Origin of the sequence: Escherichia sp. KS167_9B, assembly GCF_030295215.1 — a bacterium.
Taxonomy (GTDB): domain Bacteria; phylum Pseudomonadota; class Gammaproteobacteria; order Enterobacterales; family Enterobacteriaceae; genus Escherichia; species Escherichia coli_F.
Genome location: NZ_AP025754.1, coordinates 2051619 through 2077205, shown reverse-complemented (window position 1 = coordinate 2077205; position 25587 = coordinate 2051619). Strand labels below are relative to the sequence as shown.

30 protein-coding genes and 1 pseudogene are annotated in these 25587 nt (G+C 53.3%); 9 read left to right on the top strand and 22 right to left on the bottom strand.

Features of this window, described 5'->3' with window-relative positions:
- The 3 genes from QUE34_RS10450 to sodC all read left to right on the top strand — a co-directional run bounded on the left by QUE34_RS10450 (position 1) and on the right by sodC (position 1786).
- Positions 1-240, top strand: a complete 240-nt coding sequence (locus tag QUE34_RS10450) for a DUF1289 domain-containing protein (RefSeq protein WP_000840481.1) — start codon at positions 1-3, stop codon at positions 238-240.
- Positions 241-288: 48 nt separating this feature from the next.
- The gene (locus QUE34_RS10445) at positions 289-1185 is read left to right on the top strand and encodes an aldo/keto reductase (RefSeq protein ID WP_032303128.1); all 897 of its coding nucleotides are present in this window, start codon (positions 289-291) and stop codon (positions 1183-1185) included.
- Between the two features lie 79 nt (positions 1186-1264).
- Positions 1265-1786 (top strand): superoxide dismutase [Cu-Zn] SodC, encoded by a 522-nt coding sequence (gene sodC / locus QUE34_RS10440; RefSeq protein ID WP_001353183.1) that lies wholly within the window; start codon positions 1265-1267, stop codon positions 1784-1786.
- Here the strand turns inward: sodC and QUE34_RS10435 are convergent, their stop codons facing one another.
- Genes QUE34_RS10435 through QUE34_RS10425 form a run of 3 tightly spaced genes read right to left on the bottom strand, consistent with a single transcriptional unit; the run spans position 1787 to position 4895 of the window.
- Positions 1787-3799, bottom strand: coding sequence for an FUSC family protein (locus QUE34_RS10435; protein ID WP_032303127.1), 2013 nt, complete (start codon positions 3797-3799; stop codon positions 1787-1789).
- Positions 3799-4656: an efflux RND transporter periplasmic adaptor subunit gene (locus QUE34_RS10430; RefSeq protein WP_032303126.1), complete on the bottom strand. Its 858-nt coding sequence runs from the start codon at positions 4654-4656 to the stop codon at positions 3799-3801. Before QUE34_RS10430 ends, QUE34_RS10435 begins: the two co-directional genes overlap by 1 nt.
- 2 nt (positions 4657-4658) lie before the next feature.
- Entirely contained in the window at positions 4659-4895 is a 237-nt protein-coding gene (locus QUE34_RS10425; protein WP_032303125.1) for a DUF1656 domain-containing protein, read from the bottom strand.
- A 200-nt stretch (positions 4896-5095) separates the two neighbouring features.
- On the opposite strand from QUE34_RS10425, the gene slyA reads away from it, so the two are divergent.
- A complete protein-coding gene (slyA, locus tag QUE34_RS10420; RefSeq protein ID WP_000445640.1) occupies positions 5096-5530 on the top strand; it encodes a transcriptional regulator SlyA in 435 nt (144 codons plus the stop codon).
- Positions 5531-5576: 46 nt separating this feature from the next.
- Here slyA and slyB read toward each other — a convergent pair whose 3' ends face one another.
- A complete protein-coding gene (gene slyB / locus QUE34_RS10415; RefSeq protein ID WP_000597196.1) occupies positions 5577-6044 on the bottom strand; it encodes an outer membrane lipoprotein SlyB in 468 nt (155 codons plus the stop codon).
- Positions 6045-6317: 273 nt separating this feature from the next.
- Between slyB and anmK the strand changes: the two genes are divergently transcribed.
- From anmK to QUE34_RS28600, 5 genes and pseudogenes are all read left to right on the top strand, one after another.
- Complete coding sequence (anmK, locus tag QUE34_RS10410) at positions 6318-7427, top strand: anhydro-N-acetylmuramic acid kinase (RefSeq protein ID WP_286338961.1); 1110 nt, start codon at positions 6318-6320, stop codon at positions 7425-7427.
- A 97-nt stretch (positions 7428-7524) separates the two neighbouring features.
- Positions 7525-7854 carry a C-type lysozyme inhibitor gene (gene mliC / locus QUE34_RS10405; protein ID WP_000061974.1) on the top strand — a complete coding sequence of 110 codons (330 nt, stop codon included), beginning with the start codon at positions 7525-7527 and terminating at the stop codon, positions 7852-7854.
- A 58-nt stretch (positions 7855-7912) separates the two neighbouring features.
- Positions 7913-8569, top strand: a complete 657-nt coding sequence (gene pdxH / locus QUE34_RS10400; protein ID WP_001282319.1) for a pyridoxamine 5'-phosphate oxidase — start codon at positions 7913-7915, stop codon at positions 8567-8569.
- 128 nt (positions 8570-8697) lie between these two features.
- Positions 8698-9972, top strand: a complete 1275-nt coding sequence (gene tyrS, locus QUE34_RS10395; protein ID WP_001295400.1) for a tyrosine--tRNA ligase — start codon at positions 8698-8700, stop codon at positions 9970-9972.
- A 61-nt stretch (positions 9973-10033) separates the two neighbouring features.
- Positions 10034-10108, top strand: a pseudogene (locus QUE34_RS28600) (hypothetical protein); the annotation flags it as partial.
- Positions 10109-10190: 82 nt separating this feature from the next.
- On the opposite strand, the gene QUE34_RS10390 reads toward QUE34_RS28600, so the two are convergent.
- The 18 genes from QUE34_RS10390 to QUE34_RS10305 are packed head-to-tail and all read right to left on the bottom strand — an operon-like array spanning position 10191 to position 25584.
- Entirely contained in the window at positions 10191-10769 is a 579-nt protein-coding gene (locus QUE34_RS10390) for a DUF4376 domain-containing protein (RefSeq protein ID WP_050937700.1), read from the bottom strand.
- Positions 10770-10783: 14 nt separating this feature from the next.
- Positions 10784-13063 (bottom strand): prophage tail fiber N-terminal domain-containing protein, encoded by a 2280-nt coding sequence (locus tag QUE34_RS10385; RefSeq protein WP_286338960.1) that lies wholly within the window; start codon positions 13061-13063, stop codon positions 10784-10786.
- Between the two features lie 48 nt (positions 13064-13111).
- Complete coding sequence (locus tag QUE34_RS10380) at positions 13112-13636, bottom strand: tail fiber assembly protein (RefSeq protein WP_042966142.1); 525 nt, start codon at positions 13634-13636, stop codon at positions 13112-13114.
- Between the two features lie 14 nt (positions 13637-13650).
- Positions 13651-14454, bottom strand: a complete 804-nt coding sequence (locus QUE34_RS10375) for a phage tail protein (RefSeq protein WP_042966141.1) — start codon at positions 14452-14454, stop codon at positions 13651-13653.
- Positions 14454-15026 carry a YmfQ family protein gene (locus QUE34_RS10370; RefSeq protein WP_042966140.1) on the bottom strand — a complete coding sequence of 191 codons (573 nt, stop codon included), beginning with the start codon at positions 15024-15026 and terminating at the stop codon, positions 14454-14456. The genes QUE34_RS10375 and QUE34_RS10370 overlap by 1 nt, the downstream gene beginning before the upstream one ends.
- Before the next feature lie 4 nt (positions 15027-15030).
- On the bottom strand, positions 15031-16110 hold the full coding sequence (locus tag QUE34_RS10365; protein ID WP_042966139.1) for a baseplate J/gp47 family protein: 1080 nt from the start codon (positions 16108-16110) through the stop codon (positions 15031-15033).
- Positions 16110-16460, bottom strand: coding sequence for a phage GP46 family protein (locus tag QUE34_RS10360; RefSeq protein WP_000372931.1), 351 nt, complete (start codon positions 16458-16460; stop codon positions 16110-16112). The genes QUE34_RS10365 and QUE34_RS10360 overlap by 1 nt, the downstream gene beginning before the upstream one ends.
- 53 nt (positions 16461-16513) lie before the next feature.
- Positions 16514-17167: a phage baseplate assembly protein V gene (locus QUE34_RS10355; protein WP_042966138.1), complete on the bottom strand. Its 654-nt coding sequence runs from the start codon at positions 17165-17167 to the stop codon at positions 16514-16516.
- Positions 17167-18378, bottom strand: a complete 1212-nt coding sequence (locus QUE34_RS10350) for a phage baseplate assembly protein (protein WP_047088844.1) — start codon at positions 18376-18378, stop codon at positions 17167-17169. Before QUE34_RS10350 ends, QUE34_RS10355 begins: the two co-directional genes overlap by 1 nt.
- Positions 18362-19711 (bottom strand): DNA circularization protein, encoded by a 1350-nt coding sequence (locus tag QUE34_RS10345; RefSeq protein WP_047088843.1) that lies wholly within the window; start codon positions 19709-19711, stop codon positions 18362-18364. Before QUE34_RS10345 ends, QUE34_RS10350 begins: the two co-directional genes overlap by 17 nt.
- Positions 19711-21951, bottom strand: a complete 2241-nt coding sequence (locus QUE34_RS10340) for a phage tail tape measure protein (protein ID WP_286338959.1) — start codon at positions 21949-21951, stop codon at positions 19711-19713. The genes QUE34_RS10345 and QUE34_RS10340 overlap by 1 nt, the downstream gene beginning before the upstream one ends.
- Entirely contained in the window at positions 21941-22099 is a 159-nt protein-coding gene (locus tag QUE34_RS10335; RefSeq protein ID WP_000178828.1) for a hypothetical protein, read from the bottom strand. The genes QUE34_RS10340 and QUE34_RS10335 overlap by 11 nt, the downstream gene beginning before the upstream one ends.
- A 14-nt stretch (positions 22100-22113) precedes the next feature.
- Positions 22114-22497: a hypothetical protein gene (locus tag QUE34_RS10330; protein ID WP_042970743.1), complete on the bottom strand. Its 384-nt coding sequence runs from the start codon at positions 22495-22497 to the stop codon at positions 22114-22116.
- Positions 22494-22868 carry a hypothetical protein gene (locus QUE34_RS10325; RefSeq protein WP_032082846.1) on the bottom strand — a complete coding sequence of 125 codons (375 nt, stop codon included), beginning with the start codon at positions 22866-22868 and terminating at the stop codon, positions 22494-22496. Before QUE34_RS10325 ends, QUE34_RS10330 begins: the two co-directional genes overlap by 4 nt.
- A gap of 12 nt (positions 22869-22880) precedes the next feature.
- On the bottom strand, positions 22881-24302 hold the full coding sequence (locus tag QUE34_RS10320) for a phage tail sheath C-terminal domain-containing protein (RefSeq protein WP_105268812.1): 1422 nt from the start codon (positions 24300-24302) through the stop codon (positions 22881-22883).
- On the bottom strand, positions 24295-24537 hold the full coding sequence (locus QUE34_RS10315; RefSeq protein WP_042966132.1) for a DUF2635 domain-containing protein: 243 nt from the start codon (positions 24535-24537) through the stop codon (positions 24295-24297). The genes QUE34_RS10320 and QUE34_RS10315 overlap by 8 nt, the downstream gene beginning before the upstream one ends.
- On the bottom strand, positions 24518-25156 hold the full coding sequence (locus QUE34_RS10310) for a DUF1834 family protein (protein WP_071988111.1): 639 nt from the start codon (positions 25154-25156) through the stop codon (positions 24518-24520). The genes QUE34_RS10315 and QUE34_RS10310 overlap by 20 nt, the downstream gene beginning before the upstream one ends.
- Positions 25153-25584, bottom strand: a complete 432-nt coding sequence (locus QUE34_RS10305) for a gp436 family protein (RefSeq protein WP_096913030.1) — start codon at positions 25582-25584, stop codon at positions 25153-25155. Before QUE34_RS10305 ends, QUE34_RS10310 begins: the two co-directional genes overlap by 4 nt.
- Positions 25585-25587 lie beyond the last annotated feature (3 nt).

Here is a 25587-nt window from a genome sequence, read left to right as displayed (position 1 = left end):
GTGGCGGAGCAATTAGAGTTCTTTCCCGTCCAGAGCCCGTGCCGGGGAATTTGCCAGTCTGACGAACGCGGATTTTGTCGCGGCTGTTTTCGTAGTCGGGATGAGCGTTTTAACTGGAATAAAATGAGCGATGGCGAAAAACAAGAGGTGCTGCGCCTTTGTCGGCAGCGATTAATGCGCAAATTACGTGCAAATAAGCCAGCGTCATCAGACGAACCGGAGCAACCATCACTCTTTTGAGCATAATCTTGCGTATACTCCTCTCATATCTGATAAGAGGAAGCGATTATGGTTCAGCGTATTACTATTGCGCCGCAAGGCCCGGAGTTTTCCCGTTTTGTGATGGGCTACTGGCGATTGATGGACTGGAATATGTCCGCCCGCCAGCTGGTCAGCTTTATTGAAGAGCATCTGGATCTCGGCGTAACTACCGTGGACCACGCTGATATTTATGGCGGCTATCAGTGCGAAGCAGCGTTTGGCGAGGCGCTGAAACTGGCACCTCATCTGCGTGAACGGATGGAAATTGTCAGCAAATGCGGTATCGCGACGACCGCGCGTGAAGAAAACGTCATTGGTCATTACATTACTGACCGCGATCACATCATTAAGAGCGCCGAACAGTCGCTAATTAATCTTTCGACCGATTATCTGGATCTACTGTTAATCCACCGACCAGACCCGTTAATGGATGCCGATGAAGTGGCGGACGCCTTTAAACATCTGCATCAGAGCGGCAAAGTTCGCCATTTTGGCGTATCGAACTTTACGCCTGCGCAATTTGCGCTGTTGCAATCACGCCTGCCGTTTACCCTTGCCACTAATCAGGTGGAAATATCCCCGGTGCATCAGCCGTTACTGCTGGATGGCACGCTCGACCAACTGCAACAACTGCGTGTTCGTCCGATGGCGTGGTCTTGCCTTGGTGGTGGTCGTCTGTTTAATGATGATTATTTCCAGCCTCTGCGTGATGAACTGGCTGTGGTGGCGGAGGAGTTAAACGCGGGCTCTATTGAACAGGTGGTTTACGCCTGGGTTTTACGTTTACCGTCGCAGCCGCTGCCGATAATCGGCTCCGGTAAAATTGAGCGCGTGCGAGCAGCTGTTGAAGCAGAAACCCTGAAAATGACTCGCCAACAATGGTTCCGTATCCGTAAAGCGGCACTGGGTTACGACGTACCGTAAGCACTTTAGGAATAGCCGCCGTTCAAAAATGTGTCACTGGTTTACACTTATTCAGGAATGCACAATGAACGGAGGTCCTATGAAACGTTTTAGTCTGGCTATTCTGGCGCTGGTTGTTGCTACCGGCGCGCAAGCTGCCAGTGAAAAAGTCGAGATGAACCTCGTCACGTCGCAAGGGGTTGGGCAGTCAATTGGTAGCGTCACCATTACTGAAACCGATAAAGGTCTGGAGTTTTCGCCCGATCTGAAAGCATTACCCCCCGGTGAACATGGCTTCCATATTCATGCCAAAGGAAGCTGCCAGCCAGCTACCAAAGATGGCAAAGCCACAGCGGCGGAATCCGCAGGCGGGCATCTTGATCCACAAAATACCGGTAAACATGAAGGGCCAGAAGGTGCTGGGCACTTAGGCGATCTGCCTGCGCTGGTTGTCAATAATGACGGCAAAGCTACCGATGCCGTCATCGCGCCTCGTCTGAAATCACTGGATCAAGTCAAAGATAAAGCGCTGATGATCCACGTTGGTGGCGATAATATGTCCGATCAACCTAAACCGCTGGGCGGTGGCGGTGAACGCTATGCCTGCGGTGTAATTAAGTAACTAAGAGGCCAGCGTACCTTGCGGCGGTGCTTGCTCAAGTTGCGAAAGCGAGCAGTACAGCCGCCAGACAATTGCCGCCAGCTCCTGGGCGGCAGGTTGATGATGACGGGCAAGGCTGTCGCAAATCCGCTGTAATTCTGCAAGTGTGGCCGCCAGTGATTTTTGCTGAACGCCACGCTCACTCATCACTCCACGTAACAATGAAATACAGTTATCCCGTACTCGCGATAACGGATCGGAACGCGATTCCCATTCGCGCAATTGCCAGACAACATGAGAACAGTTCAACAACACCACCCCCCAGCGTAATAACCAACGGCGAGCCAGCGCATCCTGGCTGTTACTTAACTGACTGACGTGATGATAAGTGAGTGATTCAAAATCGCTTTCACTCAGTGTTGGATGGCGGCTTAGTTGGTCGACAAAATCCCGGCGCAGTGCGCGAATATGACGACGGCTTTTACGAGCGTCAGACCCAGGTCGCAGAATGGCGAACGCTAGCCACGCCAGCGCTACGCCAACAATTTTTGCCAGATTGTCATTAAGAAAATCAGCGAAATCATACACCGGTGGATTAGTGACAGCGATAAACGACCCCATAAATACAATCAGTTGCCCCCACAGTGCGGCAAATTTGGGCATCTGCAATTTAAGAAGCTGCATCGTCGCCAGCAGTGGAAAGAGAAACAGTAAAAATTGCCACAGATCGCTAATCTGGACCATCAGGCCAAATTTGACCACAAAGCTGAATAGCGAAAGTAACACTAGCGTGCGCATTAGCAGTGACAAGGACTTAAACGGTGCCGCGACGGCGGAGTAGAGTACGCAGCTAATTGCGGCCAGCGTTAATGCATTGGCACCGGCATCCCATTGTGAAGCGATACTCCATGCGCCAATTATCATCAATGTACAAAATGTTCGTAGTCCGCTCCACATAGCTTCGGCGTTATCGGTATGACGTGCCAGGCCGGATGTCCGTGGGAGTTTGGCATGATCATCTACGCCGCTTTGCAGACGATGTAATTCCTGACTGCTTTGCAGATAAAGATGGCAAAAATAGCGTAGTCGCTGCCAGAAGGCGACGTGCCGGTAGTCGGCGACGTTGGTCGGGCGTAGCGGGGCAATAATACGTGCGACGGTGTAAAAATCTGTTTGCGAACTGGCGAGCGCGGTCAGCAACTGGTCGAGAATTTCTCGTGTGGCACCTGGCGGTGAGGGCCAGTTGAGCAACATACGTCGCAGGCTGGAAATGACGCTGGTCATACGTAATTGCTGGTGGAGCAGCGCATTAAGGCGCGCGTTTTGCTGGCGAAAACGATAGTGGCTCCAGAAAGCCTGGATACGCAGCAAATTCATGGTCAGTATCTGTCCAATCACCCCCTCATGTGCTGCACGAATGGCATCGGTTGTTTCAGGCTGCCAGAGTAAACTGGCATGTTCAAGTAGTCGGGCGTGCATGTTTTTCAATGCGGTTAAAAGGGCTGTAGCATCGGAACTGCTAGGCAGGATCATCATCATCATGCCGCCGCACAAAATACCGACAATCACCTCGCAAACGCGCGCCTGAGCGATATCCCACAGCTGGCTGGCCTCAGTAATATTAACCATCGGAAAGGCGATGATGGCAGCCGTGTAGCCCGCCAGTTGAAATGCATACGCGACGTTATTCGTGAAGTGCGCACAGGCCCAGGTACAAAAGCCAAGCCACGCCGACATACTCAATAGAAAAAACCAAGGTTCGTTGAGCGTATGTCCGGCAAGAATCAGTGCTGCAATGGCTCCCAGTAAACTGCCAGCGATGCGTCCGAGGCTTTTGCTGATGACACCGCCAACGGTGGGAAAGCTAACCACGGCAGCCGAGGTCATCGCCCAATAGGGCTCATCAAGATTCAAATAATAGGCAATCGTCAGCGCCAGACACATGGCAAGGGTATTGCGTAACGCATAACGCCATTGCGCCAGCGTGGCCCTGAACCAGGGCAAATTGCGCAAGGACCATGACGATGCACTCATTATTGACCTACGGCAATGCTACAGGTGGTGCCCGACACCAGCGTGACATCGCCTGGGACTTTATCCAGCGCAAAGCGGACCGGAACACGTTGGGCGAGGCGAACCCAGGGGACGTTAGGTTTCACATCCGGAATAAGGCTTGAGTCACTTTCAACGCTCTGATCATAAATCGCCCGACCGATACTGGAAACGTGACCCTGTAACGTTTTGTTATCACTATAGAGGGTAATTTGTGCTGGTGCACCTTCGCGGATATGGCGCAACTTGGTTTCTTCAAAATAACCAATGACGTAAAACGAGTGGCTATCGACAAGAGCAAACAGCGGTTTCCCGGTGTCAGCGTAATCGCCGATGCGGGTAGTAAGATTAGTCACCCATCCGCTCACCGGGGCGCTAATTTCCGTTTGCGCCAGTTGCCATTGTGCCTGTTTCAACGTCGCCTGTGCGGCATCAACACTGGCCTGCATCGCTTTAACATTGAGGTTAGCGGTATCGAGTTCTTCGGCAGAAATAAAATTTTGTGAGAGATGACGACGACGATTCGCTTCGTTATTGGCTTTTGCGAGGTCAGATTGCGCTTTCGCCAGCTGAGCCTGTGCGTTCAGCTCGGCGATCTGAAAGGGCGTTTTATCGATCGTGAGCAGAAGATCCCCCGCGTTAACCAGCTGGTTGTCTTTTATATTCAGCTCAACAATACGTCCCGACACCTGTGGGGTGATAGAAACCTGTTCTGCGCGTATTTTCCCGTCGCGTGTCCACGGAGATTGCATGTAATAATTCCACAGCCACCATCCGGCAAGAACCGCAACTACCGCTACAATGATTGTTGAGAAATACTTAATTGTTTTAATTGACATAGTTACCACGCATTCAGTATTGCCAGGGAAAGGCAAACGCAAATCGCAAACAGCGATAAATCCATTAACAAGGGATGCCAGATGTCACCGGCGTAGATCCAGCCACGAAGCAGGCGGTGTACGACAAGCCAGATGACGAATCCAAACGCGAAGGCTTTGAAAAACGGAGGAAAGTAGACGGACGCACCGAACACCAGATCTTGTAAGGGCAATCCTGTTGCATTGAGCATAAACTTCACAAAGTAGATTCCTTTACGACCGAATATATTGCGTTAGATTAATAAATATTCTTTAAGTGCGAAAAATTTACGCGCAATTTCTGAAAAATATGTCTGACGGTAACCAAATGCAGCAATACATTTGTTTTAGCAATACAATTGCTGCACACTATTCTAAAAGCCGCATAATATCTTAGCAAGCTAATTATAAGGAGATGAAATTGGAATCGCCACTAGGTTCTGATCTGGCACGGTTGGTGCGCATATGGCGTGCTCTGATAGACCATCGCCTGAAACCGCTGGAGTTAACACAAACCCATTGGGTTACGTTACACAATATCCATCAGTTACCTCCAGACCAGTCGCAAATTCAACTGGCAAAAGCGATTGGCATCGAGCAGCCATCACTGGTCCGTACTCTGGACCAACTGGAAGAAAAAGGGTTAATTTCGCGTCAAACTTGTGCCAGCGATCGTCGGGCTAAACGTATTAAACTGACGGAAAAGGCAGAGCCGCTGATCAGCGAAATGGAAGCTGTTATTAACAAAACCCGCGCGGAAATTTTACATGGCATCTCCGCAGAGGAACTGGAACAACTGATTAAGCTCATCGCAAAACTTGAGCATAATATCATTGAGTTACAGGCCAAAGGGTGAAATGAAGGGGGCGTGTGGTCAGTAACCTGACCACACGCAAACTTATTTAGCGCGGGGAAACGGTCACCTGACTGCCATTGCTGGCCAGTACGACACGTTGGCCCGGAGAGAAACGAGTGTTGCCTTGTTTCTGTACCACCATGATGGTATTACCATCGTCTTTACGAATTTCCAGCTCGACACCCTGCGTTTTGTTCATTGCACTCTGTACGCCCTGACCGGCTACGCCACCTGCAACAGCGCCTGCTGCAGTAGCCAGAGAACGCCCGGTTCCGCCACCAACAGTATTCCCCAGGAAACCACCAAGAACAGCACCGCCAATTGCGCCGATAACGTTGGAATCATCACCGCCCTGAATCTGTACCGGACGTACGTTAACGATGGTGCCATAGCTGACATTCTGTACTTGTTTCGCTTCAGAAGCGGTATAAACATCCCCTGACAGGGTGTCGTTATTAACACAACCGACAAGAGACAGACCTACCATTGAAACAACCAATACGCGTTTAATCATTGAAAAATCTCCTGTTCACCATGAAACGCCACGCAAGCATCCCTCATGGTCAAAGTATATGGCATATGTGAATCCATGGTTACATGTTCTACCAAATATGAGCAAATCATAATGAAAGTAGGATCAACCAATTATAAACAAAACATTCATGATGATTATTGATTTGAAGATAATGTTTTACTACCAACGGTAAAAATCGGTCATTCCGCATGGTATTCACGAAAAGTTTATGTTTGAGTGGTGCGCAAACGTCAGATTGAAAAAGGATGAACTATGAAATCGGGCCGCTTTATTGGCGTTATGTCAGGCACCAGCCTTGATGGTGTTGATGTTGTGTTGGCGACAATTGATGAACACCGGGTCGCACAGCTGGCAAGTTTGAGCTGGCCGATCCCGGTGTCTCTGAAACAGGCTGTACTGGATATTTGCCAGGGCCAGCAGCTTACACTTTCGCAGTTTGGACAGCTTGATACTCAACTCGGGCGACTTTTTGCTGATGCGGTCAATGCCTTGCTTAAGGAACAAAACCTGCAGGCGAGAGATATCGTTGCGATCGGCTGTCACGGTCAAACCGTCTGGCATGAACCGACGGGCGTGGCACCACACACTTTACAGATTGGCGATAACAATCAAATTGTGGCACGCACCGGAATTACGGTTGTCGGTGATTTTCGCCGTCGCGATATTGCCTTGGGAGGACAAGGCGCACCGCTGGTACCTGCGTTCCATCATGCGCTGCTGGCCCACCCAACCGAGCGACGAATGGTGCTCAATATTGGTGGCATCGCCAATCTGTCACTGCTCATTCTTGGGCAGCCGGTAGGGGGCTACGATACCGGCCCTGGTAACATGCTGATGGATGCCTGGATCTGGCGTCAGGCAGGTAAACCTTACGATAAAGATGCCGAGTGGGCACGGGCGGGTAAAGTTATTCTCCCACTGCTGCAAAATATGCTCAGCGACCCATATTTCTCGCAACCCGCACCGAAAAGCACCGGACGCGAATACTTTAACTACGGCTGGCTGGAGCGCCATTTGTGCCATTTTCCGGGTGTTGATCCCCGAGATGTACAGGCGACACTGGCAGAACTCACCGCCGTGACCATTTCTGAACAAGTTTTGTTGAGCGGTGGCTGCGAACGATTGATGGTATGTGGTGGAGGAAGTCGTAATCCGCTACTCATGGCGCGTCTGGCGGCATTACTGCCAGGCACAGAAGTCACCACCACCGATGCCGTTGGCATTAGTGGCGATGACATGGAAGCATTGGCTTTCGCCTGGCTTGCCTGGCGGACGCTGGCGGGATTACCAGGAAATCTGCCTTCCGTCACTGGCGCAAGCCAGGAGACGGTACTGGGGGCTATTTTCCCCGCTAACCCGTGATATCAGAGTTAACTGAATTTTTCTTACCGCGTCTGCCGTTACACTTGGAACGTTAGGGAGGGCGTATTGCCCTCCAGACCAGGAAAGTCTTCGGGATATGTCTATGAAAAAACTGTTACTGATCTGTTTGCCGGTCCTTCTCACCGGCTGTAGCGCGTTCAATCAACTGGTTGAGCGCATGCAAACCGATACGCTGGAATACCAGTGTGATGAAAAACCGTTGACGGTCAAACTGAATAATCCGCGCCAGGAAGTCAGTTTTGTTTACGATAATCAACTACTGCATCTCAAACAGGGCATTTCTGCGTCTGGTGCACGTTACACCGACGGGATCTATGTTTTCTGGTCGAAAGGCGAGGAAGCGACTGTCTATAAACGCGACCGCATCGTCTTGAATAACTGTCAGTTACAAAATCCACAGCGTTGAGATTTTTCCAGGGGCGGCGCACAATAGCGTCACCCACTGACAATCCGTAAAGAAAACCATGTCTGATAACGACGAATTGCAGCAAATCGCGCATCTGCGCCGTGAATACACCAAAGGCGGATTACGCCGCCGCGATCTTCCCGCCGATCCATTAACCCTTTTTGAACGCTGGCTCTCTCAGGCGTGTGAAGCCAAACTGGCGGACCCTACCGCGATGGTGGTCGCTACCGTGGATGAACATGGTCAGCCTTATCAGCGCATCGTTTTACTCAAACATTACGACGAAAAAGGCATGGTGTTTTACACCAACCTCGGCAGCCGTAAAGCACATCAAATCGAAAATAATCCGCGCGTTAGCCTGCTGTTCCCGTGGCATACCCTTGAGCGCCAGGTGATGGTGATCGGTAAAGCGGAACGACTTTCGACTCTCGAAGTGATGAAATATTTTCATAGTCGCCCACGTGATAGCCAGATTGGTGCATGGGTTTCGAAGCAGTCCAGTCGCATTTCTGCCCGCGGTATCCTTGAAAGTAAATTCCTGGAGCTGAAGCAGAAGTTTCAACAGGGCGAAGTGCCATTGCCGAGTTTTTGGGGCGGTTTTCGCGTCAGCCTTGAACAGATTGAGTTCTGGCAGGGCGGTGAGCATCGCCTGCATGACCGCTTTTTGTACCAGCGTGAAAATGATGCGTGGAAGATTGATCGTCTTGCCCCCTGAAAAGATGCAAAAATCTTGCTTTAATCGCTGGTACTCCTGATTCTGGCACTTTATTCTATGTCTCTTTCGCATCTGGCGAAAAGTCGTGTACCGGCAAAGGTGCAGTCGTTATATACATGGAGATTTTGATGGCAAGCAGTAACTTGATTAAACAATTGCAAGAGCGGGGGCTGGTAGCCCAGGTGACGGACGAGGAAGCGTTAGCAGAGCGACTGGCGCAAGGCCCGATCGCGCTCTATTGCGGCTTCGATCCTACCGCTGACAGCTTGCATTTGGGGCATCTTGTTCCATTGTTATGCCTGAAACGCTTCCAGCAGGCGGGCCACAAGCCGGTTGCGCTGGTAGGCGGCGCGACGGGTCTGATTGGCGACCCGAGCTTCAAAGCTGCCGAGCGTAAGCTGAACACCGAAGAAACTGTTCAGGAGTGGGTGGACAAAATCCGCAAGCAGGTTGCCCCGTTCCTCGATTTCGACTGTGGAGAAAACTCTGCTATCGCGGCGAACAACTATGACTGGTTCGGCAATATGAATGTGTTGACCTTCCTGCGCGATATTGGCAAACACTTCTCCGTCAACCAGATGATCAACAAAGAAGCGGTTAAGCAGCGTCTCAACCGTGAAGATCAGGGGATTTCGTTCACCGAGTTTTCCTACAACCTGTTGCAGGGTTATGACTTCGCCTGTCTGAACAAACAGTACGGTGTCGTGCTGCAAATCGGGGGTTCTGACCAGTGGGGTAACATCACTTCTGGTATCGACCTGACCCGTCGTCTGCATCAGAATCAGGTGTTTGGCCTGACCGTTCCGCTGATCACCAAAGCAGACGGCACCAAATTTGGTAAAACTGAAGGCGGCGCAGTCTGGTTGGATCCGAAGAAAACCAGTCCGTACAAATTCTACCAGTTCTGGATCAACACTGCGGATGCGGACGTTTACCGCTTCCTGAAGTTCTTCACCTTCATGAGCATTGAAGAGATCAATGCCCTCGAAGAAGAAGATAAAAACAGCGGTAAAGCTCCGCGCGCTCAGTATGTTCTGGCGGAGCAGGTGACACGTTTGGTGCACGGTGAAGAAGGTTTGCAGGCAGCAAAACGTATTACCGAATGTCTGTTCAGTGGTTCCTTGAGTGCGCTGAGTGAAGCGGACTTCGAACAGCTGGCGCAGGACGGCGTACCGATGGTTGAGATGGAAAAAGGTGCAGACCTGATGCAGGCGCTGGTCGATTCCGAACTGCAACCTTCCCGTGGTCAGGCGCGTAAAACTATCGCCTCCAATGCCATCACCATTAACGGTGAAAAACAGTCCGATCCTGAATACTTCTTTAAAGAAGAAGATCGTCTGTTTGGTCGTTTTACCTTACTGCGTCGCGGCAAAAAGAATTACTGTCTGATTTGCTGGAAATAATGCATTAAGTGGAAAGGGGGAGTGAGAAATCACTCCCCCTGGTTTTTATACAGGGAACATGATGAAAAATATTCTCGCTATCCAGTCTCACGTTGTTTATGGTCATGCGGGTAACAGTGCGGCAGAGTTTCCGATGTGTAACTTCGCGTTTTTTTCTGGGCTAATTGACGCGCAATTCCGGGCGGGGAGCGCGCAACCCAAAAGCCCAGAATTGACCGCTAATTACCACTAATCGCCATCGCTCTGATTGAGCGTAAATCCTCCAGGCTACTCAGTTCCTCTTTCATCTTCCGCTGACGTTCGTGGATTTTAAAGCCCTCCGCCACCATGGCCACCATCATGGCATCGTTCAGCGCAATAAGTTTCTCCCTGGTCAGTACGACGTTGTTATTATCCGCATCAGTCCAGAAAAAACCATCCGGAAGCAGTCCGGCCTGTGCTGTTGCAACCACGGGGGCAAGGCGTGACTGCGAGGTTTTTCCGCCATCAAAACGACGGCCATCAAACGTGAAAATAAACTCAACGTTTTCCTGACTGTCGCGCCATGCCTCAATTTCCCGCCTTTTGGCATCCTTTGCCGCTGCAATAAGTTCAGGCGTGACAGTGAACGGGGCGATTTCGCCCCATTTCCCGCTTTGCAGCTCCTGCCAGATGTGCTGGCCTGTCGGGGCCGTGTCATCCTGTATGGCGGTATACAGGGCAAACTCCGTTTCACCTTCAAATAACACCTCGCAGTCAACCGCACCATTTTCAAGATAATGTGCGTTTCTGATGCCTTTCACCGCTCTGATTTTCATGCCTGATTTCCTCATTACTCAATGCGTACAAAAAGACCGATAAAGCCACGCTGAGTACCATAATTGTTACCCAGGCCCGAAAGCGCCTTGTAACGACCGGGGAAGTTGTATTCACCGGCACCGCCAATCACAACCTGCGGTGAGGATGCGTATGTCCCTGTATCACTAACCTGTGCACTCATGGCCAGAGGACCAAGACGGGAACCCGGCACAGTATCACCGAGTCCCAGAGAAGCATTTTCACCAAAACTTTCTCCCTGATATACCGCCATAATCGGCACACCGACGGCCGGGTATTGGTAATATGAGAACGGACCATTACCGGCGGTTGAGGACATCAGATATGCCAGGGAGTTGCCGTCATACACAATAAGGCTTGATGTTGCATTCCAGCTGTTACCACTGTAGCGATAACGCATACAATGTATGCTGTGCTCATCCTCGTAATACTGGTTGTAGTACAGCAGCGTTTTGAATTTACGCGCTGAGTCTGAACCATTGTTATCAGAGGGTGACCACATCACATCAATGATACCGTTAAATTTCGTGGTGCCCACCAGCAGCGTGGAGGAGTCCGCAATACTGACCGCATACCGCCCCGGCGTGACTTTCTTCAACCACTCAACGAAATCAGCCTGTCCGTTAAATGACAGAGCTTCGGCGCTGGTGAATGCCTGTCCAAACCCATACATCCCGGACAGGGCCAGCCTGCCCGGTGTGCGGTCACGGATATCACTCTGGGGTTCCATCGTCGCAGACGCGCTCAGCTCAAGCTCCGTGCGCATGGCTTCAGCCGTGTCATGCGCCAGTAATGCGCGGCCCTTCTCTGACAGCAGAGACAGTGAGGCATTCCCGTCTGTATTGAAGTACAGAAGATTATCTGCCCGTTGCGTCAGTGCGCTGATTGCCGTTAAGACGTCATTAAGCGGTTGTTTGCCTGCCAGCGCGTTTGTGATTGTCGTCGCAAAGTTCGGGTCATTGCCCAGCGCCGCTGCCAGCTCGTTCAGGGTGTCCAGAACTTCCGGCGATGAGCCAACCAGCGCAGCAAGCAGTTTGCGCACAAACGCTGCGTTCGCTGCTTCCAGACCGGCTGCATCATCCGGTGGGGTTGGGGTGGTTGGGGTGCCGGTGAAGGCCGGGCTGTCCAGTGGCGCTTTTGTTTTCGTCTCGTCCATGACGGTTTTGACAGCCTTTGGCGTGGCAGCCAGTTCCTCGCTGTCGTTGTCCGTATCACTACACAGTTGCACCAGACCTTTTTCTGTCGTGGAGGCATTTGTTGCATTCAGGTCATCAACTATCTGCTGCGCCTCATCCCTGTACTGTTTCGCTTCCTGCGCATTGTCTGCACCTGCATCCTGGCTGGCTTTAGCCTGTCGGGCGTATTCAGCGGCGCTGTTTTCATGCCCGAGTGCAGCATTTGCTGCATTTTCCGCGCTGGTTGCAGCTGATGATGCGGCATTATGATAAAGGCGGGCACGTTCGGCGGCATCGACTGATTCGTCCCGCGCTGTGCCTGATGTCTGTGCGCTGTTTTCTGCCTCACCCGCAAAACGTTCCGCATCATCACGTGCGGTGACCGTTGCCTCCACATCCTGCGCGGTCTGCTGTGCGCTTTGTGCTGCATTATCAGCGTGATTTTCCGCATTCTGTTCGCTTTGTGCGGCAGCTTCGGCACTGGCCTTTGCCTCGCCGGTCAGCGTTGCGGCATCAGCAAGTTTATCGACCGCTTTCCGGACTATCGTGTCGGCATCCTTGACAGCCTGCTCTGCGCGGGCCGCATCCTGTGTGGCAGATGACGCCAGCAACGCCACCTGATTTTTGTCTTCGGCAACGGCTTCTGCATTCTGCTGTACGTTATCCGCCAGCGTCTCGCAGTCTTCCTTTATCTTCTGCGCATCAGCGACATGTTGCCCGGCCTGTCGCTCGCTTTCCGCTGCTGCTTCCGCGCTCTGCTGCGCCTGCGCCACCATTTCCTCAAAGCGTTTCACCACGTCGGGCTTGAGGTCGCCTTCATCCAGCGCGGTCAGAAAATCATTCAGTGTGCCGGGCTTTGAGTCATCGTAAACCGAAATATCACCCACACAGCACTTAGGGCCGTTCTTTTGTTTGATGTGTACGGTGTATTTGCCTTTTTGTGCTTCAAAGGCATACTGTCCCGCCGCATCGGTTTCAATAACCGCAAATGATTCAATAACCACTTCACTGGTATTAACCAGTGCATCTAAATAAATTTTGCATTCCGCCATCGGAATGCCAGCGCCATTAATCAGCGCTCCTGAAATTAATACAGACATAAAGCCTTCTGAACTGAAAACGGTCACCAGACAGCGACCGTTACTGTTTTACACGTCAGGTTTTTCCGGCCACTGAATTAAATCAAAGGAAGATTTATCACTGACCAGGCTTAAATCGAGCGCCTTCACCGCTTTGATATATGCCATCCACTGCGTAAGACGGGCTTTGTCATCGTCGCTGATGGTGCCCAGTCCCAGCTCGGTTTTCCAGTCGGAGGTGATGTCCCTGGCTTCAGCCAGAAGACGCTGGCGTTGCTTTTCTGCCAGTTGCGAATAATCAACCGGAACCGGCAGCACTTCGCCATCCCGGTAATACCAGCAGGCTTCAATGCCAAAACCCTCCGGCAGTTCGTCCACTTCCACAATAGTGAAACCAGCCGGATAAAGACGGGACACGTCTTCCGCCATCGAATAAATCACGCCGGTTTCAGGGTGAATACACAATTTGTATTTCTTCGTGAATTTATCCAGTGATTCATAAAAATCCTGTCCGTCTTCACTGCGGAAATACTGAATGTTTTCACCATAAGGCATTTCTTCCGGGTAATAACGCGTGACGTTTCTGAGTTCCATTATTTTCTCCTTAATTAACCGGATACGGTGCGCCATGAGCCATTGATATAAATCTGCGCGGATTTGTAATACACACCACCGATATTGTCTGCTGTATTATCTCCCGTTTCCTGGACATAAATGCCTGACAACTGACAGCCGGAAGGTGCCCGGAATGTCCATGTAATTTCAGTACCGCCGGGATTATGAAACACCTCGTTGGTATACTGGAAATTACGCACAGCACCAGAATCGGTACTGGTGATTGTGATATCGCTGGAGCCATCAAACAGCACATTGTTGATTCTGCGGGCGTTCTGAAGGCGGGTTGCTGTTCCGGCGTTGCCGCTGATGCTGCTGATGGTGATATCCGAAGTCAGGGCCATACCGTTGACCTTGCGTGCTTTTGGCACACCGCTGATGTTATCCAGAAACAACTGTTTATTCGGGATGTCTGCGCCGTTACGGTCTTTTGCCAGTCTGGCGTTTGCGTTATCTATCGCAATTTTGACCGCTTTTGGTGTGGCAGCTTCTGTTTCTGATTCACTGTTAACAGCACTGTTAAGCTGCACCACGCCTTTTTGCGTCAGTGATGCATCCGGGACTTTCTGACCAATAAACGAGGTCAGCGCCTCAACCAGCTGGTTTTGTTTTTCCGGGTCAGGGGTGACGCCAGCCTCTTTAAGGACGTTAATCACCTCCTGCTGCAAATCACGCGTTGCTGCCTGATGATTATTCATAAATTCAGCAGTAACGATGGTTCCCTCAATTCCCTGAGTCGGGTCACCATCATGAAATAACTTATCCGGCGTATTCACCGGGGGCATTAAATTCTGCATTATTCCTCCACCTCATACGTAAAATAACAGTCTGTAAAAGCCGGTTTAAGGTCTTTAAACGTGTTTTCTAAAATGGATTCACCAAAGGCCGTCAGAGGTTCGCCGGTTGCCGATGCGCCCGTTCTGAACCGGTAGACCGGTGTTTTTGTCCCGATAACGTTGACCTGCCACGCCCAGCGGATTTCCGGTATCAGCAGACGGTCGCCGCAGCGGTTTATCCCCACCCGGAACGGTCGCGGCTCCGTAATGGTGATGGTATAGCCCAGACTGGCGGCAAGGCTCTTAAAGTAAGGGATTGACAGTCCGCCAGTGGCTGCCATTTTTACCAGAATGTTCTGCCGCCGCTCCTGTTGTGTTGCCTCTTCACGGGGGACAACACTGTACACGCGCTCCCAGTCGGACAGCGTCATCGATGCCTGCAACGGGGTGATTTGTGCCAGAACGCGCGCCGCTGAGGCCTTCACGGCCTCCATGACGTCAGCCTCGGCTGTCAGTTCTGCGGAAATATATTTCCCGTTCAGGTCATAACTGACAGGTGGCAGCATGGCGCGAAATAAATCGACCATATTCATAAAATCACCCCTCACGTGGAAAAGACTGAATATCAATATTTCCCGGGCGCAGCCATTCCCACGTTGACGCGTTAATAATGGCTTTTACGTTGTCTGCTGGCGTAATGATTCGCCGGTCACTGACACCGGAAATTAATGAAATCTGGGTTTCCAGTTGTGAAATTATTAATTCCTGCCCCGGCTCCAGCCGGTTCATAAAATCCGTGATAACGTCAGTTATCTGCGGTTTTATCTGCTCAACGGTCAGGCCGCTGGTTTTTACCCGAACAACGAAATCAACGGCTTTTTTCGTCGGGGCCAGTACCATTGTGTCCTTCGCTGTGACCGGGCGGACTTCCTCAATATGTGCCAGCACGGCATTAATCAGTTCCTGCGAAGGGAGGTCATTGGCTGACGTAATGGCCACATCAACCGTCCCCAACCCACGACGTAACGGCTCCACATATGCTGAGGTAACGCCATCCACTTCCAGCGCCCAGCGTTTGTAATCATATTTGTTACCGCCAGCGGGCGGCCTGCGCAGGATATCCAGATAACGCGCCAGCAGGTCGGTGTCACTTTCCCTGTCCGTTCCACCGGTCAGGGATTTAATCGTCACCGTGCTGTTGATGCCTTCCGGCGGGCTGACCAGCGTTGCCGTCTGCGTTGCGGATGCGTTCGTCTGTACACCCGTGGCGGTGCTTTTTACCGTCACCTCTGCGCTGCCTTCATCACCGATGGTGCAGTCTGCTGTGGTGGCCACGCTGACACCTTCACCACGAATTTCCGCACCGGCTGGCAGCGTCTTACCGGGTGTGCCGGTAATCACTACCGGACCGGATGAGGCCGTTGCTTTTTTACGAAAAACATTGCGCGTACGGCAGTGCAGCTCCAGATATTCAGGGTCTGCCGTGTCAGGAAACACCTGACGGAGGATCCATCCCTGATGCATATAAAGTCCGTCCGCCACGCCGGATACGGCATTTGCACGAATGCGGTAATCGCTGTCAGCGCCGGTGTCGATGGTTTCTCCCGGCAGGGCGTTAGCGATATCACGTAGCTGGCGTTCTGTGTTTTCAGCAACGCCCGGAACAGGAAACGGCATTACATAATCCTCACAGGGTGTTCAAACGTCTGCGGTGTGCCCGCGTTATCCGTGACGGTGATTAACAGCAACAGCCAGCCTCGCTGGCCCGCTTTCGTGTCAACGGTAATGGATTTTGCCCGCCCGTCATCAAGCAGGGGCTGAAGTGCCTGGCTGGCATACTGCGCCGCCAGCCTGTGAACACGGGAAACGTCTTTTTCCCGCTTCAGTTCGTGCAGGCGTGACCCCAGCGACGCATCCGCCCAGTAACTGCCAAGCGGTGTCGCCAGTCGCAGATAAACCGCGTTATGGAGTGTATAAATCCGGCGGCGTTCGTAGTCGCCGGTTGCAGGTGAAATCGTCTGGTCCATGCCGCCAGTCTGGCAGCATGGACAGGTCAGAATCAGGTGAGGGTGTTCAGCACTTAATTAACCGGCGTGTCAGACATGCCGTGTGGGGTCGGGTGTTTGTGCGTTCCGATTTTAACGCCATTAATGGTGACGTCAACGGAGGTAATCACACCGCTTGTGTGGTTGATATTGCCTTCAAAGGTGGCAGTATATTTTCCTTTGCCGCCTTTAATGGCCATACCCCCATTACCGGATATTTTCCCTTCAGCAATTAATTGCTCACTTGCGGTAAGTTGGGGAGTAATAAAACCAGCGCTGTCCTTTGCTTCAACTTCAAACGAATTACATTTCACCCGGTAAATATCACACTCCGTTTCAATCACACGTCCGCGCTTCAGCACAATTTTCGCGCCTTCGTCGGTATACAGGGCCACTTCCCCGGGTTTCAATTCCGTCAGGCGATATGCGCCGTGCTCTGTGGCCACGACGACGGTATGGGAGGTATTACCATTCAGCGGAACGGCAATACCCATCGAGCCGGGCGGCGGGGATGTGGTGAGGCCGTAATGTTGAAAATACTCCGCACCGTCCAGCTGTTCGCCTGCCAGCCCGTTCAGCTGAAGCAACTGTACTTTGGTCGAACTGTCCACCGTACCGGTCACCACCCTGAATGCCTGGCGAACGGCGGCCAGTGCCTGCTGTATGCGCTGATTAACCTTGTCCCACATCATTTCTCCCAGACCTTAACAATGGCGACCTCTTTTTTCTTTTTGCCCCTGCGGTGATGGCGTTTCGTCTCGCGCGGGAAGGCATCAGGTATCCACACGCCATCCTCCTTAAAGCGGAGCCGGGTTGTCTGCCCGCTCCGGCCTCCGCTGAACTCACGCCCCATCAGGAAAAAGATGGCGTCGATGCCGTGGGGTTCGCTGACAATCCGCACACGCTGGCCGGGCTGCCACAGGACACCGTCCGCCGTGCGATGACCTGCAACCAGTGCGACGATATCCAGCCCCGACAGACGGGCATCACTCATCATTTTTTTGGCGCGCCAGTTCACCTGCTCCATGTTACTGGTGTCGCCCTGGGTGATTATCTGCGGGCGGTAATAATCCACGGTGGGGTCGGTGGCCACGGCTTTCATGTTATGAATGCCCGTCTGGCCACTGTCCGTATTACCGCTGTCCTGCCCGGACAATGTGCGCACGCTGCCGTCCTCGTTCCAGATATCCAGCGGCACCACGGCCAGTTGTTTCTTGCTGTCTGCGCGGCGGGCGTGGCTCTGGGCCAGCACCGTCAGCTCGGAGAAACAGCCGTTAATGGACCGGGTATCGTCCAGCTCCATCACGTTGTTCCCGGTGCCGTCCAGCTTCATAATCAGCGTGTCCACCGGCGTGGTGGTGTAGTCAGGGCCACCCACAACCAGCGTCCCGTCAGGCTCAAACCACGGCCATAAGCCGCGACCGGCGGCAGCTTTAGCCAGTGCATCCCACGCACGCATCCCCGGCTCTATAACGACCTTGTCATTACGTGACACACCGGACGCCTGAATACGGATGCGCTGTATCCCCAGCGGTCTGACTATCCTGTCGATGACCTCGTCCAGTGTCAGCTGGTTGGCGCTGAACACCGGTGCGGCACAGTCCACCAGGATGGCGGCATCATCACGCCCGGACAGGGTCAGCGTGCAGCTCTGACGGGATACACTGCGGCGCACGCTGTCCACGCGACCACTGAGGACCGTCTCGTCTCCCACCTGCAAACGGACCGGCGCACCCCGGACGATATCCGCCGGGAACACCTTTTCAGGCAGTCCCAGCTGAAGCTGCCAGCCGTCGGCGGCTTTCAGGAAATCGCTGTCAATACGATAACTGCTCCAGTCAGAATGCGACCTTCCGGCAATGACCAGGCTGATTTTGTCGTCGTTATTTTGCATAGGCATTAATCACCATCCCGGCGGTTATGTTGTTCGGGTCACGCAGCTGCGGGTTCAGACGTTGCAGCTCTGCCGCACGGCTGTAATCGCCGTACCACTGCCACGCCAGCAACAGCAGACAGCTGTCCGCCTGCACCTGTTTCTGCGTCAGCGGTGGGCGGCGAGACAGAACCAGCAGGCCGACATCCTGCACGGATGCCGCCACGTTCTTCATGCTCTGAATGATTTCCGGGTACATCAGCCCCAGCGGTGATGCGGTTTCGGTTATCCGTTCGCGTTCGCCTTCATAGCGTTCACGGAACAGCGTGATGGCTGCCTGTAAGCGGGTGCGCACATCCCCGACCAGTCGCCCGATATCCGCCGGTATAAGCTGCTCTGACTGGGCCTCATCTGACAGTATCGCCGTCGCCACGCTGGCCAGCTCTGAGGCTGCCAGAACCGCATATGCCGCTTTCACGTCCTGCACGTCTTCCACGGACGCATCCGGCGGAAGTGCCACAGACGGCGTTTTATCACCGCTGACCAGTGCGACCGGCAGTGCGACCAGCTCATCCATATCTGCCATCACCTCATTCCAGCAGGTCATCACTGTCGCAGAACTGGCGACGCTGTCTTCCCCGGTCAGTCCGGTCGTGGTGGCGGAATCAGTACGCTCCAGCACCGGCACCGCGTGCCCGACATCTGACGTGTGGATTTCCAGCACCTCTGCCAGCCCGCCGATGAACTTTCCGGGTTCGCTGGCCAGTGACATCATATTGTCGATGGATGAGAGAAAATCGCTTTTGAATGTCAGCAGGGTATTCACCAGCGTGGCACGCACCGTCTGGATTTTTTTAATCACGCTGTTAATGGTCTTTAAAGGGGCCGTAACAGCGTCAAATAATTCGCTTAACTGTGCCAGTAACTTATCCAGTTCTTCAAATAACTTCTGTGCAAACAGCTCCGGTAACGGGGTGCTGAACAACGCGCTGCCGGTGCGGTTCTCCAGAAAACTCATGTCGATGGTGCAGCTGTCCGGGCTTTCTGCGTCATGGCGGATGCTGTAGCCGGTCACAATCACCGACGGTACGGAGCCGTAAACCGGGTGAATCAGCTCACCATCACCGCCTTTATCCAGGGCGGCGATCAGCTTTTCGAGTTTATATTCGTAATACTCCCCCCACAGGAACGCCGTCATGCGGAACGGTCGCGCCTTGCGCCCGAGGTCGTGCAAATCCGCCCCGTCAACAAACGGGTATTCATAGACCGCATGGTCGCGGCTGATTTGTTCATCCGTGTTCAGTACATCAAACTGCACACCGCGAAAGGAGGCGTTTTGCAGGTTTTCAGCCCAGCCCATCAGTAAGTTCCTCCCGTGCCTCTGTTGCCGTCCTGAAGGTTGTATTTGTTCACTGCCTCCGCCACGACCTGACCATCGAGCACCAGTTGTGTGGTGAAATTTATGGGGCTGGCAGGTGGTCCCCAGTGCGTGAGGTATTCCGGCTGGGTGATGCGTCCGGGTTGTTCTGATGCCGGTTCAGACGTTGTGTTTCCTGCGGCTTTGTTCACCTGCTCCGGTGATGGCAGAGCATCAGCTGCGGCTTTCAGCTCATTATCCCGTTTAAGCATTCCTTCACGGGTAAAGAACAAGGAGCCATCGTCTGCAAAAAACAAACCATGATTATCTGTAAAGTTCTTGATGGTATCGCCAACAACAGCCCCATAAAGTTCTTCTGCGGCCTCATAGCCTGCGTAAATGGTTGCAATTTTTCCGGCAGCGCCCATTATTTTTCCCAGACGTCCCTGATTGCCGGAAGCGACTTCACTGATATCTTTAACTTTGGATGCAGTATCCCCAGTATCATCGGGCTTATCTGCTCCTCCGGACACTGGATTACCGGTAATAAGTTTCAGCCCCGCAAACGTGACGGCCGCTGCTGTCATCGCTTTAATGGCTGTGGTAGCTGTCACCACTGCTGTGGTCAGCCCCGGAAATTTTTCACCCGCCCAGCTTATGGCATCGGCCACAGTCCCGGATGCATCAGCCAGTTTTTTCACACCATCCATTTGTGAAAATTCAAGCGTGTTTTTAGCCTGTTCGGTTTTAAAGTCATTGAGGCCGGATATGAAGTTAAAATCCACATCACCCGCGCGCTGACCTTCCGGCAGGGTGCGCTGCTGATTAACCGCATCTTCAACCTTCTTGCGGTATTCAGGGTTGTTACGGTAAGCCAGCAACGCTTTTAACGCCTGTTGGTCTGCAACCAGTTTCCCGACACCAAAGCCTTCAAGGAGTTTTGCCATCGAATCGTAAACAGCCGTCTGCTCACCTTTATCCCGGGCGGAGGCCAGTTTCTTTTGCAACTCCTGAAAGCGTTTATCGCTGGCAACGATTTTGTCTATCAGGCTGGACAGCGCATCTATCGGATCAAGCCCATGCTCGCGCGCCTGAACCAGCGTACCGGAAAAATCAATTCCTTTACCGTTGTAATCAATGCTCTTTGCCGCTGTTTCAATATCGTGGCTGGTCAGTTTAGCCAGCAGGTTAAACACGTTATTTCCGGCCTCATCACTGCTTCCCGCCGTGATGGCAGCAGCTTCATTCAGTGCCAGAATCTTGACGAAATCATCTTTGCCTTTCATCCCCGCAGCTGACGCTGACCCCAGTTGCGAAGATAACCATCGGGCCATGTCGCTCAGTTCAAAGCTGCCTTCTTTGCCCGCTGCAATTGCCATATTCAGAACGGTGGAAATATCTTCATCCCTGAATCCAAAAGTCTTTTTGCCCTTAAGCATCACATTAGCCAGGTCTGTCGCTGATGCACCGGAAGCCGTGGCGTATTTCATCAGTTCAGGCAGCCACTTGCTGGCTGTGTCAAATGAAATACCGCCATCTTTCAGCAGGGCATCCAGTGTTTCGGCTGCATCCTCTTTTGTGCCGCCACCATAGGTCACCGCGTTACGGATGCTGCTTTTCATCTGCTCAAGACCGGCTTTGCGCCCCTCCAGTCCGCCATCACTGAAGGCGGTATTGGCCATCATTGCCAGCTGGCGTTCGTAGCTCATCTGCTTTTTGACCGGCTGCGCCATAATGGCAGCACCTGCCGCGATACCACCACCTATTGTCACGGCATTCCCGCCAAATGCTGCCGCACGTGCAAAACGCCCCGGCTCCGGGATAACAGGTGTTTTCGCCATCTTCATCTGAGCCTGAGTGACGCCATCCAGTTCACGCTTGAGTGCCCGGGCTTTTTCCCGGGTGGCCTGCATGGCGCGCTCCTGCTCCTGCGCAGATTCAAAACCGGCGCGGGCCAGACGGTTATAACTGGCAACCGTCAGATAAATTTCACGCCGGATCTCGCGTTCTGCACGAATACCGAGCGTTTCCCGGGCACGGGCGGCACGCTGTATCTCTTTTGCGGCCTTTTTCGTGCTGTTAATGCTTTCCTGCCCGGTACGCTTCTGCTCTGCGCCTGCCTTCCGGGTTGCCTTTGTTACACCTTCGGTGGCTTTGATAACCTGTTTTTGTCCCTTTTCCAGAACCTGCGAGGCTTCGTCCTTCGCAGTCAGGGTCATGCCAACTTTGAAATTACCGGCCATTTTTCTGCTTACCTTTTCTGCGTTTCTTTCTGAGGGATTTAAATGACTGGCGGGTGGTCTGTGAGGTGTCCTTTCTTCCTGAGCCGCCGCCGTTCAGCCTGTCAACGGCGGCAAGCCAGCCGTCCAGCTCGGGACGGCTCATGGTCATGATTTGCTCTTCGGTTATTCCGTAGCGCCCGAGGATAAGGACTGCGAGCCGGAGTCCGGCGAGCCGGGATTCCCGCCGTTCCGCTTTACCTTCAGGACGTTGCGTGATGCCAGCAGAATATTAAAATCGTCCGGCGTCATGTTGTCGTGCAACAGCTCCGCCGTCAGTTCTTCCTGCGGAATATCCCCCAGACGGACCAGCGTTGCCGCCATCACCGCACAGCGGTAGTAATAATCCGCCGCGAAGCCATCCACCGTCTGAAAGCGTTCTTCGGTTTCTTCCAGTGCCTGCCCGTTATCACGCATGACTGGCAGACGCAGCTCAAAGTTTTTATGAACGGTGCCGTTAAACACCACGCCATCAGACAGTTCGCCGGTCTGTGTATTAATCAAAGTCATCCTGTCACCTTCCTGAGTGCAGCCATTTTGATATCAATTTTCGCTTCACTGTCGACGGTGTATTTCTCACCCACTTCGGTTGTGAAGCAGTCCAGATAGGAGGTGCGCTTGCCGCTGTTGCTGAGCGGATAAATTGAGATTTTCACACCTTCCAGATTTTCCCAGTCCGGCTCGTTGGTATCAGGGATCACCGCCGAAACTGAAATATCGTAAGTGGCAATGCCACGGGCAAAGCCTTTGGCCCTGCCGGTTTTGTTCATGGTCTTGACCAGCTTTCGCCCGGTGTTGATCTGAACATCGAAGTCGGTGATCTCGATTTCCTGGCTGTCCACCTCCAGCACAATCGAGCCGACATATTCTTTAATGGACATTTACCGCGCTCCTTACAAAATCATGTCGATGCGACCGGCAAACACATGCAGGCCGTTAACCACATCCGCCGGAACCACGCAGTCGAGACGGTTTGCATCTTTCCCGTTTCGCTGAACGCGCAGCTTTGCCTTGTTCGCTTCCACGTTCTCCAGAATCTCCGCTTCCTCCAGCTTGATCAGCACGTCATACAGTTCGCTTTCCACTTTTGCGATAGTACGGGTGCTGAGTTTTTCGCGCGGGAAGCGAAGGCTGATGCGTTCGCGGCACGCCTTGCGGGTGTAGTCCAGCGTTCTGATGGACGTGATATCCAGTAACGAGACGTCAGTCACACCCTGTGCGTTAACCGTGTACGTACTGACCGCACGCACAATCTGCACCGTGTTACCCGGGCCAACCTCAACCGGCGTCAGGCCGTTATGCAGGGCGTTTTCCTGCTCGTTACGGCTTTCACGCTGTGACATTGCGACCACATCCAGCCCGGACAGCGCCAGCGAGTTCAGCGGACGCGCCGGGTCTTCCTCGCCCGCCATCACAGCGCCGTAGATGGCAGCCAGCACCGCTGGCAGCTTCACGGAGCCGCGATACCAGGGGACGGACACGCGCCCACTGTTCACACCGGCTGCCAGGGTGATCCCGTTTCCGAGACTGCCCGTCCAGCCTGCACAGCCAATCGCGCCGCGCTGTTCCATCGCGTTCCCGGTTTTCTCCAGATGCTGCTTCAGGGCGGCAAGGGCTGGCGTGGTACTGAACGGACAAATCAGAATGTTGTGACCGGCGGCAAAGACCGCATCCAGTGCGGGCTGAATATCCGGGTCCATTTCACCGTTCGCCATCGGCGTGGCGCTCACGGTCAGACCACCTGCCGTGGTGGACGCTGACAGGGTGATATCATTCCCCCAGGCACCTTTGGTCCGGGTGGTCACCGTCAGCTGAGAGGTTTCTGATTTGTATTCCCCCGTGACCAGAAGCGATGGCGTCTGCGTCATTGCTTCCACCAGTGCAGGAATGATTTTCGACGGTTCATCGCCGGTTTCCACATCCACCGTAACCTGCTCACCGGCAACCCATACCGACAGTGTGCCGCTGCTGATTGCCGTACCGCTGACGGTAACCGCACCGGTTGCCGCCTGTCCTGCGCCACTGTCTGCAATACCGATAACATCCAGTTGCAGATAACTGTTGGCGTTAATGGCCGCGCGCGCCATTGCAGCGGCCAGCGAACCGGCCCCGAAATACAAATCCGCTTCGTCTTCGGAATACACGGAGACGGCATTCAGGGGCGTGGCGGTGCCGCCTGACAGCATCGGACCAATCACCAGAACACGCTGTTCATTACCCGGCAGCGTGTTAACGGCCAGCCGGGTATTAAACTCAAAATGCACACCGGGCTTACGGATGCCGCCCGAAATGGTGTCAAACTGAATTTCACTCATCGGAATCCACCTGTTTCTCTCTCTTCGCCTTCGCTTTTACCTGCACGGCGTCCTGTTCAGCCGTCACGGTGGTTTCAGGCTCATCCTTCACCAGAATCAGGTCACCGTCCTGAACGGCGCGCCGGTAATAAGCGGTGTTCTCAACGTTCACCGCTTCCGTGGTGATGTATTTCCGGGCGTTATCCTCCATCGGGAACTTCACCCCGGGAGCCGCCTTAACCTTCATTTTGTTCATGCTGTTGCTCTCTTAATTCATCCAGACCACAGATATCTGCGCCGTATTGCGTACCAATTCGCAGTAAATCCGGGTCAGGGTCTGACAGCCTGCCGTGGTAGCGGTTGAAGAGACGGTCCGCTTCTGCGCCGCGCTCCGGCCATTTGCCGTTCTCCAGCGCGTGCTCCACCCAGCGGGTATCGAACTCACAGGCAAACACGGACATTGCCCGCTCTGCCACGCCGGTGTTAAACAGCGTCCTGACCCGCCCGGGTTCGAAATAATCAATCTCCAGCCCCAAATCCTGACCGGTCAGCAGGCGACGGACGGATTCAACAAGCTGGTTTGTCCCGACTTCATCCCGGACAGTGCCTCCCTGTCTGGCGCTCTGTTCGCTGCGGGTGTTGTAATCACCCACCACAACCACAAAGCGTCCGGTGGCAATGTATTTCCGGCGTGACGTGGAATAGCGTTCGGTTTTCACGATGCCGCCGAACGTCACCCAGGCTGCCGGAAGGCTGCGAACAATCCGGCCCGGGTCTTCATCCAGTTCACCGGCATAGGTGCGGACATCCTGCACCATATGCCCCAGACCACAGCGCAGACGCTCAACCAGCGCCCGTTCAATGTCAGTAATCAGAATGCACCTCCCCGCGTGGACTCACGCCCGAACTGACGGGAGCCGGAGCGGATACGCACCTGTGACGATGACTGGATCACGCTGCCGGACGTATCCCGTCCGAGGTTGATTTGTCCTGCCGCGACTTTCTCCAGAAAGCGGATGGCATCCCGGTAGCGCATCTGAATTTCTTCTGAGCAGATACGGTAATCGGTCGCCAGGTGATAACGGGCGATATCGCAGCAGTAACCCACCAGTATCCCCGGGCTGTCAGGCCACGGGGTCCGGTAACGCCCCACCAGATAGCCATCAATCCAGGCACTGGCACGTGCAAGCGCGGAGGCCAGCTTTTCTTCGTCGATGAATCCCGTCATGTCTTCATCCGTCAGTGTGCGCGCCTCGCGTTCACTGAACGCCCTGATGAACTGTTCCGGTGTGGCGTAAGACATGGG

Bases quoted from the DNA above. Each gene is read 5' to 3' on its own strand.
- QUE34_RS10445 (WP_032303128.1), top strand. From the start codon at position 289: ATGGTTCAGCGTATTACTATTGCGCCGCAAGGCCCGGAGTTTTCCCGT.
- sodC (WP_001353183.1), top strand. From the start codon at position 1,265: ATGAAACGTTTTAGTCTGGCTATTCTGGCGCTGGTTGTTGCTACCGGC.
- QUE34_RS10435 (WP_032303127.1), bottom strand. From the start codon at position 3,799: ATGAGTGCATCGTCATGGTCCTTGCGCAATTTGCCCTGGTTCAGGGCC.
- QUE34_RS10430 (WP_032303126.1), bottom strand. From the start codon at position 4,656: ATGTCAATTAAAACAATTAAGTATTTCTCAACAATCATTGTAGCGGTA.
- slyB (WP_000597196.1), bottom strand. From the start codon at position 6,044: ATGATTAAACGCGTATTGGTTGTTTCAATGGTAGGTCTGTCTCTTGTC.
- anmK (WP_286338961.1), top strand. From the start codon at position 6,318: ATGAAATCGGGCCGCTTTATTGGCGTTATGTCAGGCACCAGCCTTGAT.
- mliC (WP_000061974.1), top strand. From the start codon at position 7,525: ATGTCTATGAAAAAACTGTTACTGATCTGTTTGCCGGTCCTTCTCACC.
- pdxH (WP_001282319.1), top strand. From the start codon at position 7,913: ATGTCTGATAACGACGAATTGCAGCAAATCGCGCATCTGCGCCGTGAA.
- tyrS (WP_001295400.1), top strand. From the start codon at position 8,698: ATGGCAAGCAGTAACTTGATTAAACAATTGCAAGAGCGGGGGCTGGTA.
- QUE34_RS10390 (WP_050937700.1), bottom strand. From the start codon at position 10,769: ATGAAAATCAGAGCGGTGAAAGGCATCAGAAACGCACATTATCTTGAA.
- QUE34_RS10385 (WP_286338960.1), bottom strand. From the start codon at position 13,063: ATGTCTGTATTAATTTCAGGAGCGCTGATTAATGGCGCTGGCATTCCG.
- QUE34_RS10380 (WP_042966142.1), bottom strand. From the start codon at position 13,636: ATGGAACTCAGAAACGTCACGCGTTATTACCCGGAAGAAATGCCTTAT.
- QUE34_RS10375 (WP_042966141.1), bottom strand. From the start codon at position 14,454: ATGCAGAATTTAATGCCCCCGGTGAATACGCCGGATAAGTTATTTCAT.
- QUE34_RS10370 (WP_042966140.1), bottom strand. From the start codon at position 15,026: ATGAATATGGTCGATTTATTTCGCGCCATGCTGCCACCTGTCAGTTAT.
- QUE34_RS10365 (WP_042966139.1), bottom strand. From the start codon at position 16,110: ATGCCGTTTCCTGTTCCGGGCGTTGCTGAAAACACAGAACGCCAGCTA.
- QUE34_RS10360 (WP_000372931.1), bottom strand. From the start codon at position 16,460: ATGGACCAGACGATTTCACCTGCAACCGGCGACTACGAACGCCGCCGG.
- QUE34_RS10355 (WP_042966138.1), bottom strand. From the start codon at position 17,167: ATGTGGGACAAGGTTAATCAGCGCATACAGCAGGCACTGGCCGCCGTT.
- QUE34_RS10350 (WP_047088844.1), bottom strand. From the start codon at position 18,378: ATGCCTATGCAAAATAACGACGACAAAATCAGCCTGGTCATTGCCGGA.
- QUE34_RS10345 (WP_047088843.1), bottom strand. From the start codon at position 19,711: ATGGGCTGGGCTGAAAACCTGCAAAACGCCTCCTTTCGCGGTGTGCAG.
- QUE34_RS10340 (WP_286338959.1), bottom strand. From the start codon at position 21,951: ATGGCCGGTAATTTCAAAGTTGGCATGACCCTGACTGCGAAGGACGAA.
- QUE34_RS10335 (WP_000178828.1), bottom strand. From the start codon at position 22,099: ATGACCATGAGCCGTCCCGAGCTGGACGGCTGGCTTGCCGCCGTTGAC.
- QUE34_RS10330 (WP_042970743.1), bottom strand. From the start codon at position 22,497: ATGACTTTGATTAATACACAGACCGGCGAACTGTCTGATGGCGTGGTG.
- QUE34_RS10325 (WP_032082846.1), bottom strand. From the start codon at position 22,868: ATGTCCATTAAAGAATATGTCGGCTCGATTGTGCTGGAGGTGGACAGC.
- QUE34_RS10320 (WP_105268812.1), bottom strand. From the start codon at position 24,302: ATGAGTGAAATTCAGTTTGACACCATTTCGGGCGGCATCCGTAAGCCC.
- QUE34_RS10315 (WP_042966132.1), bottom strand. From the start codon at position 24,537: ATGAACAAAATGAAGGTTAAGGCGGCTCCCGGGGTGAAGTTCCCGATG.
- QUE34_RS10305 (WP_096913030.1), bottom strand. From the start codon at position 25,584: ATGTCTTACGCCACACCGGAACAGTTCATCAGGGCGTTCAGTGAACGC.